The 16610-nt window shown below is 46.3% G+C and carries 15 protein-coding genes and 1 riboswitch; of the genes, 10 read left to right on the forward strand and 5 right to left on the reverse strand.

All coding sequences use genetic code 11. The features are described from left to right. Positions 1–132 precede the first annotated feature (132 nt). On the reverse strand, positions 133–1365 hold the full coding sequence (locus DN599_RS17855; RefSeq protein ID WP_110458944.1) for a uracil-xanthine permease family protein: 1233 nt from the start codon (positions 1363–1365) through the stop codon (positions 133–135). Positions 1366–1562: 197 nt separating this feature from the next. On the opposite strand from DN599_RS17855, the gene DN599_RS17860 reads away from it, so the two are divergent. After that, positions 1563–2663 (forward strand): DUF2066 domain-containing protein, encoded by a 1101-nt coding sequence (locus tag DN599_RS17860; protein WP_110458945.1) that lies wholly within the window; start codon positions 1563–1565, stop codon positions 2661–2663. 67 nt (positions 2664–2730) lie between these two features. Next, positions 2731–3441 (forward strand): DnaA inactivator Hda, encoded by a 711-nt coding sequence (gene hda / locus DN599_RS17865; RefSeq protein ID WP_110458946.1) that lies wholly within the window; start codon positions 2731–2733, stop codon positions 3439–3441. A 220-nt stretch (positions 3442–3661) separates the two neighbouring features. Here the strand turns inward: hda and fadE are convergent, their stop codons facing one another. Further along, the gene (fadE, locus tag DN599_RS17870; RefSeq protein WP_110458947.1) at positions 3662–6109 is read right to left on the reverse strand and encodes an acyl-CoA dehydrogenase FadE; all 2448 of its coding nucleotides are present in this window, start codon (positions 6107–6109) and stop codon (positions 3662–3664) included. A gap of 242 nt (positions 6110–6351) precedes the next feature. Between fadE and DN599_RS17875 the strand changes: the two genes are divergently transcribed. Further along, positions 6352–7143: a class II glutamine amidotransferase gene (locus DN599_RS17875; protein ID WP_110458948.1), complete on the forward strand. Its 792-nt coding sequence runs from the start codon at positions 6352–6354 to the stop codon at positions 7141–7143. A 128-nt stretch (positions 7144–7271) separates the two neighbouring features. Here DN599_RS17875 and DN599_RS17880 read toward each other — a convergent pair whose 3' ends face one another. After that, positions 7272–8012, reverse strand: a complete 741-nt coding sequence (locus tag DN599_RS17880; RefSeq protein ID WP_110458949.1) for a DUF3108 domain-containing protein — start codon at positions 8010–8012, stop codon at positions 7272–7274. Between the two features lie 35 nt (positions 8013–8047). Then, complete coding sequence (locus tag DN599_RS17885; protein WP_110458950.1) at positions 8048–8374, reverse strand: MGMT family protein; 327 nt, start codon at positions 8372–8374, stop codon at positions 8048–8050. Positions 8375–8650: 276 nt separating this feature from the next. Here DN599_RS17885 and def point away from each other — a divergent pair, with 276 nt between their 5' ends. Together def and DN599_RS17895 are read left to right on the forward strand one after the other, a co-directional pair. Further along, positions 8651–9142 (forward strand): peptide deformylase, encoded by a 492-nt coding sequence (gene def / locus DN599_RS17890; protein ID WP_110458951.1) that lies wholly within the window; start codon positions 8651–8653, stop codon positions 9140–9142. 146 nt (positions 9143–9288) lie between these two features. Then, entirely contained in the window at positions 9289–9816 is a 528-nt protein-coding gene (locus DN599_RS17895; RefSeq protein ID WP_110458952.1) for a tRNA-uridine aminocarboxypropyltransferase, read from the forward strand. 2 nt (positions 9817–9818) lie between these two features. Here the strand turns inward: DN599_RS17895 and trhA are convergent, their stop codons facing one another. Continuing rightward, on the reverse strand, positions 9819–10493 hold the full coding sequence (gene trhA / locus DN599_RS17900) for a PAQR family membrane homeostasis protein TrhA (protein ID WP_110458990.1): 675 nt from the start codon (positions 10491–10493) through the stop codon (positions 9819–9821). Between the two features lie 418 nt (positions 10494–10911). Then, positions 10912–11010: riboswitch (TPP riboswitch) on the forward strand. 253 nt (positions 11011–11263) lie between these two features. On the opposite strand from trhA, the gene thiC reads away from it, so the two are divergent. From thiC to DN599_RS17925, 5 genes are read left to right on the forward strand one after another with little or no spacing between them, the layout of a single operon-like run. After that, a complete protein-coding gene (thiC, locus tag DN599_RS17905) occupies positions 11264–13240 on the forward strand; it encodes a phosphomethylpyrimidine synthase ThiC (RefSeq protein ID WP_162599244.1) in 1977 nt (658 codons plus the stop codon). After that, the gene (gene thiE / locus DN599_RS17910; protein ID WP_110458953.1) at positions 13237–14856 is read left to right on the forward strand and encodes a thiamine phosphate synthase; all 1620 of its coding nucleotides are present in this window, start codon (positions 13237–13239) and stop codon (positions 14854–14856) included. The genes thiC and thiE overlap by 4 nt, the downstream gene beginning before the upstream one ends. Beyond that, complete coding sequence (locus DN599_RS17915; RefSeq protein WP_110458954.1) at positions 14846–15631, forward strand: HesA/MoeB/ThiF family protein; 786 nt, start codon at positions 14846–14848, stop codon at positions 15629–15631. Before thiE ends, DN599_RS17915 begins: the two co-directional genes overlap by 11 nt. Continuing rightward, the gene (thiS, locus tag DN599_RS17920) at positions 15624–15833 is read left to right on the forward strand and encodes a sulfur carrier protein ThiS (RefSeq protein ID WP_110458955.1); all 210 of its coding nucleotides are present in this window, start codon (positions 15624–15626) and stop codon (positions 15831–15833) included. Before DN599_RS17915 ends, thiS begins: the two co-directional genes overlap by 8 nt. A gap of 1 nt (position 15834) precedes the next feature. Further along, positions 15835–16605, forward strand: a complete 771-nt coding sequence (locus DN599_RS17925; RefSeq protein WP_110458956.1) for a thiazole synthase — start codon at positions 15835–15837, stop codon at positions 16603–16605. Positions 16606–16610 lie beyond the last annotated feature (5 nt).

The raw sequence follows: 16610 nt of genomic DNA on the forward strand, positions 1-16610 counted from the left end.
ACTCGAGTGCTGTTAGCTAAAACGCGATATATGACGTTAAGTCAATCATAGTTAACTTAGGCATCTACTAAATAAAAAAAGCCCTTCGATTGAAGGGCTTTTTTTATGTTTAATTTTAGTCTAGTAGATGTGTTACTCGGTAAGCGCTGCTTCTGGTTTAGTTGCTGGCAGTAATAAGTTCATGGTAATGGCGACAATACCACATAGGCTAATACCGGTTAGGCTAAATGAACCAATACCAAAGGCCATGCCACCAATACCAAAGACCAAAGTAACGCCTACGATGCACAAGTTTCTCGGCTCGCCCATGTCGATCTGATTTTTGATAAGCGAGTTAAGCCCAACTGCTGCAATAGAACCAAATAATAAACACATAATACCACCCATCACTGGAATGGGGATCGTTTGCATCAGTGCTCCCAGTTTACCCACAAAAGCTAAGGTGATTGCGGTGATGGCAGTCCATGTCATGATGCGGGGGTTAAAACTTTTGGTAAGCGTTACTGCCCCCGTGACCTCTGAATATGTCGTATTTGGTGGACCACCAAGTGCAGATGCTGCGATGGTGGCAATGCCGTCACCACTTAAGGTGCGATGTAGGCCGGGCTTTTTCATGTAATCTTTACCAGTAACGTTTGAAATCGCTAAAATATCTCCGATATGTTCAACCGCGGGGGCGATTGCCACAGGGATCATAAAGGCGATGGCGTGCCAGTTAAACTCGGGGGCAACGAAGCTTGGGATAGCAAACCAGTTGGCGTTGTGTACTGGGGTGAAATCAACAATACCCATGGTTAAACTGAGAGAATAACCCACAATGATACCAGCTAAAATCGGCATTAATTTGGCAACGCCTTTGGCAAATATGGCTACCGCGATGGTAGACAGTAACGATGCTAACGAGATCATCAATGCTACGCTGCCATCAACCAAAACTAGGCTACCATCGCCGCTTTTACCTAAAGCCATATTGACCGCAACAGGGGCCAATCCTAGGCCAATCACAATGATGACCGGCCCAACGACCACTGGCGGCAATAAACGCTTGATAAAACCATCACCACGTACTTTGACAAGACTTGCCAGAATCAAGTAAACACAACCGGCCGCCATGAGTCCGCCCATGGTCGATGGGATCCCCCACGTTTGTACGCCATAAAGAATAGGCGCAATAAAAGCGAAAGAGGAAGCGAGGAAGATAGGGATTTGTCGTCGGGTGACGAGTTGAAACAACAGGGTGCCCAAGCCTGCTGTAAATAAAGCGACATTAGTATCAAGGCCAGTTAATAGCGGCATTAATACCAGTGCACCGAAGGCGACAAATAACATCTGGGCGCCTTGTAATGGAATTGCTAAACGATTCATTTTCATTCTCTTTTTTTAGGTAAACCGAACGATTTTAACGTTTAGTCATTTCATTTGCATTAGTTACGGTCACATTATTTTGCTTTGGGTTAAAAAAAATTAATAAAAAATCACCTCGGGTTAGGGGGGATGCAGGCAAGAACCGCACAAACTGTGTTACACTGCAGCCATTGTATTTGGTTAAAGTATTGATATAGATGTTTAAGCGTCTTACCTATGGTTTGTTTACCACCATCATCTTGATGGTTGCACATATGGCCGTTGCGGCAGAAGTGACTGAACTTGATATGAGTATTGTCAAGGTAGCAGACCGTACCACGAAAACGAAAAATAATGCCCTAACACAAGCATTACACAATGTGATCCTTAAAAATACTGGCAATAAAAGTGCCTTATCAGCGCCGAGTATTGTTGCTGCACTTAATAATCCTACCGCACTTATTCGTCAGTTTGGGTATCAAGAAACCGACGGTCAGCAATATTTACATGCGACTTTCGATCATCAGAAAATAATCCAATTACTTCGTGATGCTCAGTTGCCTGTATGGGGAAGCCAGCGTCCACTCACTCTCATCTGGTTAAGCTTGCAGCAAGACGGTCAACGCGCCATTTTGAATGACTCATCAACGTCAGAGAATCGAGCGTATATCGATGAGTTAGCTCAGGCTCGTGGACTGCCGGTTTTGTTGCCAATGATGGATCTTGATGATGCGATGAATGTCAGCATCAGCGATGTGCGAGGCTTATTTGTCGATGCAGTCGCTAACGCATCTGCTCGTTATAATACTGATTATTTTATAATGAGTTCGATTGAACCTACCGCAGACAATCAATTTCATTACTCGATGGTATTGTATCCAAGCACTCAAAGCGGTGTTTTGTTTAATCCATTGGTACAAGACGCGGGAGTGGTTGCCGATATTGATAGTGCTCTTAATCAGATGTTTTTAACGATAAGCGAATACTATGTGAGCCAGTACGCGGTTGCCGACAGCGGTGCAGCACTCAGTACTCAACTTACTTTTATCGATATTACTGAACGTAAACAGCTGGTTGATATTGAAAACTATCTTACTCAACTCAGTGCGGTAAAACAGGTTTCGTTAACACGTTTACAAGGCGGGGCAGCCCAGTTTACTTTAGCGCTATTTGGTACTAAAGAAGATCTTATCCGTCTACTCAGTTTAGAATCAAGAATTAAACCGCAGTCTGTGTTAACGCCTATGCCAGTAGGCGGTGCTGATCCGTTAGCACCATCACAGAGTGAGACCATTAACTATATTTGGCTTGGTCATTAATGTAAGCTGGGTTCCATTATGTTTGGAACCTTTCTTTTACCAAACAAATGATATCGAGATTTAATTAGTGGCATCCCATTCCCCATTACAGTTGTCGTTACCCGTTTATTTGCCTGATGATGAAACGTTTAACAGTTATTATCCTGCGGCCGGAAACGATCAATTAATTCAAAGTTTACAAGACTGTGCTGATGGAAGTGCGGAGAAGGCCGTTTATCTATGGGGGCCGGTAAAATCGGGTCGTACCCATTTGATGCATGCGACTTGTGCCCGTGCTAATGAACTTAATCGCAACAGTTTCTATTTGCCACTGGGGATCCATGCCAGTATCTCAACCGAATTGTTAGAAGGATTAGAGCAGGTTGACCTTGTCTGTATTGACGATATTGATGCAATAGCCGGCCACCCTTTATGGGAAGAGAGTCTATTTGATCTGTATAACCGTGTAGCCGAGCAGAAAAATTGCAAATTGGTGGTCAGTGCCAGTGCCTCTGCCGTCGATAGCGGCTTTGTGTTACCCGATTTAATCTCTAGAATGCAGTGGGGCTTGACTTACCAAGTTCAGCCAATGGCTGATGATGAAAAGCTAGCGGCATTACAACGCCGAGCGGCGATGCGTGGTTTACAGTTGCCTGAAGATGTCGGTCGTTTTTTACTGAACCGCCTAGCTCGTGATTTACGTACCTTATTTGATGTGCTTGATAGATTAGATAAAGCGTCGTTAGTTCATCAACGTAAATTGACTATCCCGTTTGTCAAAGAGATGCTGAGGTTGTAAGTGATAATCTTAGCCTAAGTCTTTAACCATTTGGGCGCTTAGCCATCAAATAATCAATCTTTTATAACTCAAATGCTTAAGATGCCTACAATGTGATTTCTTTGTCGCACTAGCATAAATTAAGTTGCCAAACAAACAACTTAATTAGGGTGAAACATAAATAACAAAAAAGCCCAAACTCACGTTTGGGCTTTTTGCTGTTAATCGTTTCTAGAGCGATTTATGCGGCTTGATGTTGGGCTGCTGACGCGACGACCTGGGCTTTTAACTCGGCAGGATCAAAATCATCGACATTGATTGATTTCATCCGGCCAATTTCAGCGCGTTCAAGTAAAGCAACCTCATCGTCACTGAGAATACCTAAGGCTTTTCCTTCGGCGGCTAGCTTATCTAACCACATGAAAGGATGACGCTTACCCGATGCCTTACAAATTTTATCGTGTAGCGGCTCACAAGCTAGAATATCTTTAAAGGTCTGCTCTTGAATGCCTACAGCATTGAACTCAGATGGTGTCCAAAATTGACCTTTACCTAAACGGTCACGACTGGCGCAGGGCGTTTGCATGATCTTAGCCACTTTATGATCCAGTACATCACTTGGACGCTTAAGTGGACGGCCAAATGGGAAGATAATGACCCGTAATAAGCGTCCTAATCCCATAGGGAAGTTGTCTAATAGATCGTCAAGCGAGTCTTGTAGTTTGTACAATGAATCTTCAACGGCCCATTGCACTAAGACTAGATCTTCGCTCTGGCGGCCTTCATCTTGATAGCGTTTCAGTGTTGCTGACGCTAAATAAAGCTGGCTCAACAAATCCCCTAGGCGAGCAGAGATACGCTCTTTACGCTTAAGCCCCCCACCCAATGTCGCCATCGCTAAGTCAGACAATAAAGCCAAGTTAGCGCTAAAGCGGTTCATCTGTTGGTAGTAACGCTTGGTTTTATCGTTATAGGGACTATTTGAGAATCGGCTTGAGGTTAAGCCTAACCAGAAGCTGCGAACCAAGTTACTAATCGTAAAGCCGATATGGCCAAATAGCGCCGAATCAAAATCGTTTAGTGCTTTGTTTGCATCAGGATCAAATGCTGATTCCATTTCAGCTAATACATAAGGATGGCAACGAATAGCTCCTTGACCGTAGATGATCATCGAGCGGGTTAAGATATTTGCCCCTTCAACCGTAATGGCGATAGGTGCCGCTTGATAGCCACGACCTAGGTAGTTACCTTCACCTAAACACACGCCTTTACCGCCGTGGATGTCCATGGCATCGATAACGCATTTTTGCATTCTGTCAGTCAAGTGGTACTTAACGATGGCAGAAATTACCGAAGGTTTTTCGCCTAAATCAATAGCGGTTGTAGTTAAGGTTGTTACCGCATCCATTAAATAGGCATTGCCGCCGATGCGTGCCATTGGCTCTTCAATCCCTTCAAGCTTACCAATCGGTAACTTAAATTGACGACGAATACGCGCATAAGCTCCTGTCGCCACAGCGGCGGTTTTTACGCCACCGGCAGAGTTTGACGGCAAGGTAATGCCACGGCCTACAGACAAACATTCAACCAGCATGCGCCAGCCTTGACCTGCCATTTCTGGCCCGCCGATAATAAAGCTTAAGGGAACGAACACTTCGTTGCCTCGGGTTGGACCATTTTGGAACATACAGTTAAGTGGGAAATGGCGACGACCCGTTTCAACTCCAGGCACATCTGTAGGGATAAGGGCGCAGGTGATACCTAAATGTTCTTTATCGCCGAGTAATTTATCGGGATCTTGCAGCTTAAAGGCAAGGCCTAAAACGGTCGCAACTGGAGCTAGGGTAATATAACGCTTGTTCCAGGTCAGTTTCATACCTAGCACTTCTTCACCTTGCCATTGCCCTTTACAGACCACACCAAAGTCAGGAATTGCACCAGCATCACTGCCAGCTTCAGGGCTGGTTAATGCAAAACAGGGGACTTCTAATCCCTTTGCCAGACGAGGCAAATAGTGGTTTTGCTGCTCGGCAGTACCATAGTGTTGTAATAATTCACCAGGGCCTAATGAGTTAGGCACACCAACAGTGGAAGCCAGTTCGCTGGATACGCCAGCCAGCTTTTGTAATACGCGTGATTGCGCATAGGCTGAATATTCGAGTCCACCGTACTTTTTCTTGATGATCATGGCAAAAAAACCGTGATCTTTTAAGTATTGCCAGATCTCAGGGGGAAGGTCTGCGAGTTGATGAGACACTTGATGTTGGTTGAGCATCTTACAGACTTCTTCAACTGGGCCATCAAGAAAGGCTTGTTCTTCAGCGGTTAGGCGAGCAACCGGGTAGTTGTGTAATTTTTTCCAGTTGGGTTTACCGGCAAAAAGATCCGCTTCCCACCAAGTTGTACCTGCTTCGATGGCTTCTTTTTCTGTTGAAGACATTTCAGGCATGATGCCTTTGTACATCTTAAGCAGGGGGCGAGTGATAACGCTTTTTCTAAAAGCAGCGATATTAAGCGGAAGCACAATCGCAAAGAAGACGAGCCAAGACAGCATGGCGATGGCATCTGTAGCGGTACCGACTGCCATGACAATGGCGGCAATGATGCTTGAGGTGAGCAGAGAAACTCTTAGGTAGGCTAATGCGCCTAACGTAAAGAGCATCACTAAAATCCAAAGTAAGGTTGTCACTGTTATTCTCCTTCAATTGCGACTGTTAACTGCACTAATGTCAGCTCTTTTTATATGACGGTTATCACAATTATAGATTGTGGTCAGACCTGTGTCGCATAAAATCTAACCCTCTCGTGACATTTATACAAGCAATTTTCAAACAATTGTTTAAATTTTTTTATTGACACTAGGATTCCACAAACTGGGTCAACTAGTTAGAATGATTTTAATGACCGATTTGAGAGTGAAGGTGCTTTTTTATGTGTGAGCTACTGGCCATGAGTGCTAACGTGCCAACCGATATTGTTTTTAGTTTTACTGGCTTAGCCGAACGTGGTGGGGTAACCGGCCCGCATGTTGATGGTTGGGGAATAACCTTTTATGAGGGCAAAGGCAGTCGCACTTTTAAAGATGCTCAACCTAGCAGCCAGTCTCTCGTGGCTAAATTAATCAAGTCTTACCCGATTAAGAGTGAAGTGGTAATAAGCCATATAAGACAAGCCAATCGTGGTTGTGTAGCGTTAGAAAATACTCATCCATTTACGCGTGAGCTTTGGGGACGATACTGGACATATGCCCATAACGGTCAGTTAAGTGATTATCACGCTAAGTTCAACGTAGCCCGGCATCAGCCGGTGGGAGACACCGACAGTGAGTTGGCTTTTTGCTGGATCTTAGAAAAAATCGTCGAACGTTTTGGTGATACACCACCAAAGAATCGACTCGATGTATATCGTTATGTCGCGACGTTAGCCGATGAAATTCGCCAGCTTGGGGTGTTTAATATGCTCCTTAGTGATGGTGAATACTTGATGATTTATTGTACCAATAACTTATGTCATATCACCCGCCGTGCACCATTTGGCAAGGCTAAGTTAATTGATACCGATGTGGTAATTGATTTCAATCAGGAAACCACAGCCAATGATATCGTCACCGTGATAGCAACGCGGCCATTAACTGATAATGAACGTTGGCAGATTTTGCAACCGGGTGATTGGCAAGTATTTTGCCGTGGTGAAATCGTTCTTGGAAGTGATATTGATAACTAAGATTTAAACACTAAGATCGGAGCGGATCGGAGCGTCAAGATGTGAGCATTAAATTATCGCAAAGTCTAGGCCATTAAGACTCTGTTTAGTTTCAGCTGTTAAAGGTTTGCCATTAACAGCTGAACGGATCACGGATTAGCCGCCTGTTGATTGATCACCTCAGCAGGCTGGTGAGAAAATTGATAGCTGAGTAGTGTGATATCTAATTGCTTACTGCCTTTTTCAAAGTGGGTCAGTCGAACCGGTAAATAACCTAAGTCAGGTGCCATCCAAAAAAAGGTTTGGCGTTTACTATTGTCTCTCACCACTTCAATTTTTACCGTATCATACTGACCACTTTTGATGAGCATTCGCTCCTTGCCTATTACCTTAAAATCATATTCATCAATTTCACCGCTTTTGAGCATGGCGTAATGTAAATTGGTTAATCCCGCCATCATGTCGAGCCGAAATTGTAACTGCACCATGAGCGGGTCAAATAGATTGCCATTATAGGGAAATTTTGTGCGCTCCTCTTTGTAACGGCTATGAACGATGTTCTGATCGGTAGCATAAGCCGATTGCTCTTGATAATGCGGACCGGTGCCGCTGCGCTCATGGGTATAGCGCATGGGGACTAATCGTTCACCGTCTAAGGTAAAGGTACTTTGCACTACTCGTTTATCAGTCAACATGAGCAGACTGACATCACTGTCGAAACGGTATTGATATAGGTTATTGTGTGGCGGCGGCAGTTGGTAGCGGGCTTTCCCGAGCTCGATACTGCCATAATTAACCTGATACTCGGCACTGTGCGGAGTAAGCGGGTGTTGTGCCGCTGAAGCAATCATACTGAAGGCAAGCAAACTGAATATAATAATAGGCTTCATGATCAACAAGAGTCTCTCCGGGATAAAGGCGGCGATTAAAATGGTAATTCCAGCACTAATGTTGCAAGATCGGGCCGCCATTGATAATTTGACAATGCAACCTTGCCACGGTTCACTATCACCTGTTCACTTCTTAATCGTTGCATCTGCTCTATAAAAGCAGGCGTGTGCTCAGCAAACGCGATTTTTCCTTGGCTATTGATCACTCTATGCCAAGGCAGATTAAGCTCAGTAGGGGCTAATTTAAGTGCTTGAGAGACATACCGAGCTCTGCCAGGTAATCCGGCTAAGTCAGCCACTTTACCATATGAACTTACCTTACCTTCAGGAATTAAGCCGACAATATGCCAAATGCGCGCCATGGGTGACAAGGATGCACTGATCAAGTTGAGTTCCTATAAGCTGATTAATAGTTTGGAGCTCGATAATCCTCATTAAGGTGACACTATATCGTCAATGAGTTGATACCGTTTACAAGCTACGTATAGCCTAGTGTTTAGCACGTAATAATTCAATATCGACGCCATCGCGTTTTCGTTTAAGGCGCAAGCACATTAAGTAAATAAACGGCTACGAACGTTGCCTTTAGCGTCATTTAGGTCATAATGGCGCCAAATTTTCATGACTAAACTAACACTATGCCAGTATTGGATATCCTGACCATTCCTGATGAACGTTTAAAGCGTAAGGCGCAGCCCGTTGAAGATATCGCCGCGGTGCAATCTTTTATCGATGATCTCCTCGAGACTATGTATCACACCGACGACGGTATTGGCTTAGCAGCGACTCAAGTCGGTAGCTTACATGCCATCATTGTTATCGATTTGTCTGATAATAGAGATGAGCCATTAGTACTCATTAACCCTGAATTTATTGAGCGAGATGGTGAGTTTATCGGCGAAGAGGGTTGCTTATCGGTACCGGGTTACCGCGCTAAGGTCACCCGCTATGAAAAGGTCAAGGTCAAGGCGCTTGACCGTCAAGGCCAGCGCATTGAAATAGAAACCGATGACTTTCTGGCTATCGTATTACAGCATGAGATGGATCATCTCGACGGCAAAGTTTTCATTGAGCACCTATCAACACTCAAACAGAAAATCGCCTTAAAGAAAGCCAGTAAATATCGCTAATCGAGAGTCTTTCATGGTGTTTTTACTTGGGGTGATTCAAGTCGCCCCGATTAACCAGCGTCATCAAGTTGAGACGGCGCTCGCGAAACAGCGATGGCTAGATGCATATAGGCGATGTGCTATATCATTCGAGCGTAGATAAATAGATGAACATAGTGTTACTTACCCATGAGCGAGAGCTGACCCGCCCAACCAATACCGGTCAACTAGCATTAGCACATTTTCCCCAGTATTGTAAGCAGCTTGTTTGGTCTCGCATCAACCCTGATAAGGGGTTGCAACAAGCCTGTCAAACGGGCGAAGCCCTACTATTGTTTCCTGCTACCTCAAATGTTGACTCAGATCTTGCCTTGATTAGCGCCGATGACATCGCACAGGGTGACGCTAAAACAGGGACACAAAAGTCGATCATTATTTTGGATGCTACGTGGCAAGAAGCACGAAAAATGGTGCGTCAAAGCCCCTATTTACAACAGGCAAATAGACTGGAATTACAAGCGACACAAGATTCAACATATCAGTTACGACGTAACCAAGTTCAGGGTGGATTATGTACACTCGAATGTGTGCAACTGCTGTTTAGCCAAGCGGGTTTATTCGCTCAAGCAGCGCAGCTTGGCGACGCATTTGCTGAGTTTAATCGTCGCGGGCAATCAATTAACCCAATAGATTAACGTTAGATAACGGTGAGGTAGACACAGAGAAAATGACTGACCGCGCCAGCCAACACAAATAAATGCCAGATAGCATGGTTATAAGGAATGCGCTTAACGACGTAAAACACCACGCCACCACTGTAAAACAAGCCACCCGCGAGCAATAAGCTAAAGCCAAGCGGCGTCATGGCGGCAATCAGGTCGTCTAGCACCACCATACATAACCAGCCCATCGCTAAGTAAAGCAATACGCTGAACATTTTAAAACGATGAATGAAGATGGTTTTAAATAGCACTCCACCTAAGGCTATTCCCCAGATAGCAATGAGCATAAACAGCGCCTTGTCACCGCCCAGTTCAATAAGCAACAGCGGGGTATATGTTCCGGCAATCAGCAGGTAAATCGCGCAATGATCGGCAATTTTTAGTGTATGTTTAAGTTGAGGGTTCTTGACACTGTGATAGAGAGTCGAGCAGAGAAACAAAAGTATAATGCTCGCACAGTAGATGGTAACACCTGTAAGCTGTACTCCTGATAGGTGATCCCATCCCTTAATGAGCGACACCATTAATGCCACTATGCCAGCCACAATGCCTAGGCCGTGGCTAATGGCGTTTGCCAGTTCCTCTTTTGGTGAGTATGGCGCTTTAGGTAATGATTTATCAGTAGTTATAGATAATTCTTGGCTTGTCATGGGGTTTAGTGTCATCTGGTTAGACCTCGTCTAGCGCAGTCTAACAGTTCATATCAATAAACACCACATCCTGCTTACGCGTGTGCGCTAAGCTCACTCTGTGGCGGAGGTTGTTGCCAAGAATTACAGGGGGCGCACCAAATAGCCTGTCTGTTAACCTTTTATTGAGCGTCGCCCTTTTGTCAATGATAGCGATTATTATTTTTACCCCAGAGGTGGATGATTGTCAGTCAATCTAGCGCATTAAATAAAGCGTAAAGGTCACGCTCATAAAGGTGTAAGTGTTGATGTGGCTAGGTTAACTCGCGTTTTTTTACTTTATTTATATTGTCATTAAAATGGTAAATTGCTGAATTAATTAAATCTTGGACTATGGGATAGGGGCTTGTTTATTGATCTTGCTTGAGTCTATACTGACCGTCTCTTGTCGGAGTGCCATTAGGCTGAGACCGTTTATTCGGGATCCGTTGAACCTGATCAGGTTAGTCCCTGCGAAGGAAACAAGCATGATATTAACGCCGTGTGATGACAACAATATGAGTCGAATCTCAGCTAAACATCATTGAACGAGTGTACAACTGTGAGCTTAAACACTCGCTCAGTACGCCAGTTTAAGATTATTTTTCTGTTATTAATCAGTTGTACTTCATGGCAGCGTTATTATTTTGAGCGAGTTAATGACCACCAAGTGGTCGTGCACCTGCTTAATGCCATCAACTCTCATTTCTCCTGACAAGCAACTTCATATTCATTTAATAGTGAGATTGCTTATGTCAAATCGTCGTCAAAATCGAGAACAAGCTCAGGCTTTTATCGAGACTCTTAAACCGTTACAACATCCAAATTCAGAGAAAATTTATGTTACCGGGAGTCGCCAAGACATCCGTGTTGCGATGCGTCAAATTCGTCAAAGTGACACAGTGATCGCAGGCACTGAGCAGACGCCTATCGTGGAAACCAATTTACCGCTTAAGGTGTACGACAGTGCTGGACCCTATTCAGATCTCGCGACCGAAATTAATGTTCGCCTCGGCTTACCCAAATTACGTCAACATTGGATAAGCGAGCGCGCCGACAGTGAGCAACTTGAGCAGGTGAGCTCAGGTTTTACCCAGCAACGCCTTAAAGACGATGGCTTAGATCACCTGCGTTTCGACTCACTCTTGATTCCTCGAAAGGCCATTTCTGGCCGCAGTGTTACTCAATTACATTATGCTCGACAGGGCATTATTACCCCTGAAATGGAATATGTTGCCCTGCGCGAAAATATGGCGCGGAGCGAGATTGCAGATGATGTGCTGAATCGTAAAGCTAAGGGGGAAAGTTTTGGTGCGGCCATAGGTGAGCCCATCACCGCGGAATTTGTGCGCCAAGAAGTGGCTCGCGGTAGGGCGATTATTCCGCTGAACATTAACCACCCCGAAGCAGAGCCTATGATTATTGGGCGCAATTTTTTAGTCAAGGTGAATGCCAATATAGGTAATTCGGCGGTGACCTCATCGATTGAGGAGGAGGTGGAAAAATTGGTTTGGGCCACGAGATGGGGAGCCGATACCGTGATGGATCTCTCCACTGGACGCTATATTCATGAAACCCGCGAGTGGATCATTCGTAACTCACCAGTGCCTATTGGCACAGTGCCTATTTATCAGGCATTAGAGAAAGTCAATGGCATCGCAGAAGATCTCACTTGGGATGTATTTAGAGATACACTCATCGAACAGGCAGAGCAAGGGGTCGATTATTTTACTATCCATGCCGGAGTGTTATTGCGTTATATCCCCATGACGGCCAAGCGAGTCACTGGCATTGTTTCTCGCGGTGGGTCTATCATGGCCAAATGGTGCCTTTCTCATCATCAAGAAAACTTTCTTTATGAGCATTTTGAGGATATTTGCCAACTCTGTGCTGCCTATGATGTATCACTATCACTGGGTGATGGCATGCGACCTGGTGCCATCGTCGATGCGAACGATGAGGCGCAATTTGCTGAACTCGAGACCCTTGGCGAATTAGTTAAAGTGGCTTGGCGATACGATGTACAAACGATCATCGAAGGACCTGGGCACATCCCGATGAATTTGATCAAAGAGAATATGGACAAGCAATTAAGCTTGTGCGATGAGGCGCCTTTCTACACCTTGGGGCCACAAACGACTGATATTGCTCCGGGTTACGATCATTTTACCTCTGGCATAGGTGCGGCAATGATCGCTTGGTATGGTTGCGCCATGCTGTGTTATGTCACCCCCAAAGAGCACCTAGGTCTGCCCAACAAAGAAGATGTTAAACAAGGCTTGATTGCCTATAAAATCGCGGCACATGCAGCCGATGTGGCTAAGGGGCACCCAAGTGCGCAGATGCGTGACAACGCCCTATCTAAAGCTAGGTTTGAGTTTCGCTGGGAAGATCAATATAACCTCGGGCTGGATCCCGATACGGCACGCGCCTATCACGACGAATCGTTGCCGCAAGAGTCAGCCAAAGTGGCACACTTTTGCTCTATGTGTGGGCCAAAGTTTTGTTCGATGAAAATTACTCAGGAGGTCAGGCAATATGCGGCGGCGCAAGCCGTTAGCGTTCAAGATGCAGGTGCGTTTTCGCCATCGGAGGGAATGCGGCAGATGGCCGAACAATTTAAGCGTCAGGGCGCTGAGCTATATCACAGTGCAGATCTCTCAGTGTCAACGGCACTCAACGAGGTGTCGTTACGCGATGCTTCATTGGTTGACGAGGTCGTCAAATGACTCTCCGCTTAAATGTTCCCCCCAATGACTTAGATGAGTCGCTCCTTGCTGCCAGCTCGACTCCAGCCATAGTGTGGACGATTGCAGGCTCCGACAGTGGTGGCGGTGCGGGTATACAAGCTGACCTTGCCACGCTCCAAGACTTGCAGTGTCATGGCTGCACAGTTATCACCGCCATTACGGCGCAAAACTCCGTAGCAGTTGACAAGGTGACACCGGTCGATGAGAGCACATTGTTGGCTCAGCTTAATGCCCTGTTGAGTGACTTACCCCCAGATGCGATAAAAATGGGGATGGTGGCAAATCAAGCGCAGCTTATGATTATCGCCAAGTGGTTAACCACAGCGTTAAGCGAACTCGAGTTGCGCAAGGGAAAACCCATTCCTTTAATTGTCGATCCTGTGATGGTAGCAAGCTGCGGCGAGCCGTTAGCGTCGAATTTAGATTATTCGGTGCTCAGTGGATTAGTCACCTTGCTGACCCCCAATGCCGATGAGCTTGCCTTTATGAATAGTGACGCAGCACGCGATGGTGCCGGTATCGTCGCGGCCACAACGGATTTAGCCAAGCATTTAGATTGCAATGTGCTAGCTAAAGGCGGTGATAAAGGGCTGTTATGGCATCCTCATGTCGCCACAGACTTGTTCATTTGTCTTCAGGCTGCTGGGGTTTGTCCCCTGCATCAAGGCCAAGCATTTATGTTATCGAGTCGGCGTAGTACCAATCCCAACCATCATGGCAGTGGTTGCACGCTATCGACCGCAATTGCCGCCATGTTGGCGCAGGGATTTGTGATGCATGATGCGATTTTGCTAGCAAAAGCCTATGTGAGCCAAGGGATCGCACAGGCAGAGCAAATAGGTCAAGGGGCTGGGCCGTTGGCTCGAACAGGTTGGCCTAAGGATATGGCATATTTTGCCGAGATTAAACGCATCGAGTCTGATGATGACTTGTCAAAAGTTGAAGTGTCACCGTTCATCTTCCCCCGTTTACGCTTGCCGCTGGGGGTCTATCCTGTGGTCGATTGTCTTACGCAGCTAGCGCGTTTGCTTCATTGTGGTGCGACGACAGTGCAGCTGCGGCTAAAAGTAGAAAGTGGCATAGATGCACAACGACTTGAGACTGAGATCTGCGCTGCGATCGCCCTTGGTCGACGCTATCAAGCCCAAGTGTTTATTAACGATCACTGGCAACTCGCTCTCAAACATGGCGCCTATGGTGTGCATCTTGGCCAAGAAGATCTGCATGATGCTGACTTAGCGCTTATTGCCGCGCACGGCTTGGCGTTAGGAGTATCGAGTCATGGCTATTTTGAACTTAAGTTAGCCGCCCAGTTTAAGCCATCATATGTCGCCCTAGGGCATATCTTCGCAACGACGACAAAACAGATGCCGTCTTTGCCTCAAGGGCTGGTAAACCTGACGCGTTACGCTGCTCTATTAGCGGAAGATCTGCCTACGGTCGCCATCGGCGGTATCGATGCCACGCGACTTCAGTCAGTTAAAGTTACAGGGGTCGATGGTATTGCCGTAGTGCGGGCGCTAAAAGAGGGTCTCAGTGTCGAGTCGGCTTATCATGCCCTGCATGCCGCGTGGGAGGAAGGTTATGGCGCTTGATGATAAAGACTATGTTCGTTACTCGCGTCATATCATGCTGCCAGAGATGGGGGAGCAGGGACAGCAACGGCTCAGTTGTGCCAGTGCGGCCATTATTGGCTTAGGGGGGCTGGGAATGCTTTGCGCTCAGTACCTTGCCGGTGCTGGTATTGGCTCTTTGCTGCTCATCGATGGTGATAAGGTCGAAAGCAGTAATCTACCGCGTCAGCTGCTGTTTGATGATAAGGATATTGGTCACAATAAAGCCTTAGTGAGTCAACATAAACTGCAACATCGCAACCCTAGCTGTCAGGTGCGTAGTGATGACAACTATCTTGGTCACGACAATGCCGTCAACCATTTAAGTCAGGTCGATGTCGTAATCGATTGCAGCGATAATTTTATGACTCGCCAGTTAGTTAACGCAACCTGTGTGGCGTTAATGCGTCCTAATGTGGTGGCGTCGGTGGCGCATTTTAGTGGCCAGTTGTTGTGTATTGACCTGCAAAAGGCGCCACAAGCTGGCTGTTACCATTGCCTGTTTCCACAATCATTAAAGGTGAGCCAAGGCTGTGACACCCAAGGTGTTTTAGGTCCTATGGTGGGCGTGATGGCTTCGATGCAGACATTGCTGGCAATGCAGATCCTGCTGCAATTAGACGATGTGCAACAAAGGCGGTATGACACCTTATATCGTTTTAATGGCCTTGGCCTAAATCAACTCAGTTCGCGGCGTAAGCGCGACCCGCAATGCGCCGTGTGCGCCCCTTATGTTATGGAGAAGATACATGGATGAGATCAACCTGATGCTCAATGGTGAGCCAGTGACTGTCGCCAATAGAACCAATGTGCAGCAGCTCTTGCTTGCACAGAAGATACAGCTCGACAGGGTTGCCGTTGTTTGCGGTGGAGATGTTGTGCCTAAATCGATGTGGAGCAGCACCTTGTGTGAAGAGGGGAATGTGATTGAGATTTTTGGCGTAGTGGCAGGAGGATAATATGTTAACCATAGCCGATATACAGTTTGAATCTCGCCTATTTAGTGGAACGGGTAAGTTTTGTTCATCAAAAATTATGCTGGCCGCCATTGAGGCGGGTGGTTCGCAACTGGTCACCTTGGCGATGAAACGTTTGGATTTGACCGCAAAACGCGATGATATTTTGACTCCATTATTAGCGTCAGGGGTCAAACTATTACCTAACACCGCTGGGGCGAGAAATGCGCATGAGGCGGTCATGGTGGCGCAATTAGCCAGAGATGTGCTGGGCACCTCCTGGATTAAACTGGAGATCCACCCAGATCCTAAATATTTACTGCCCGATCCCATCGAAACTCTAAAGGCTGCTCAACAACTGTGTGATAAAGGCTTTGTGGTATTGCCATATGTACATGCCGATCCCGTATTGTGCCGTCGTTTAGAGGAGGTGGGTTGTGCGGCGGTGATGCCACTGGGTAGCCCTATCGGTTCTAATCAAGGCTTGGCTACCCAAACATTTTTAAAGATCATTATTGAGCAGGCTAAGGTACCTGTAATTATCGATGCTGGGATCGGCGCGCCGTCTCAGGCGATGCAGGCGATGGAGATGGGGGCCGACGCCGTATTGGTTAACACTGCAATAGCCAGTAGCCGCGATCCGGTAATGATGGCGCGCAGTTTCGCCATTGCCGTTAAGGCTGGGCGTGACGCCTACCAAGCCGGATTAGGGGGTGTGTCGGAGCATGCAAGCCATACCAGTCCACAAACGCCGTTGACGGCATTCTTGGAGTAATTGCC

Origin of the sequence: Shewanella algidipiscicola (assembly GCF_900380485.1) — a bacterium.
In the GTDB taxonomy this organism is placed as follows: domain Bacteria; phylum Pseudomonadota; class Gammaproteobacteria; order Enterobacterales; family Shewanellaceae; genus Shewanella; species Shewanella algidipiscicola.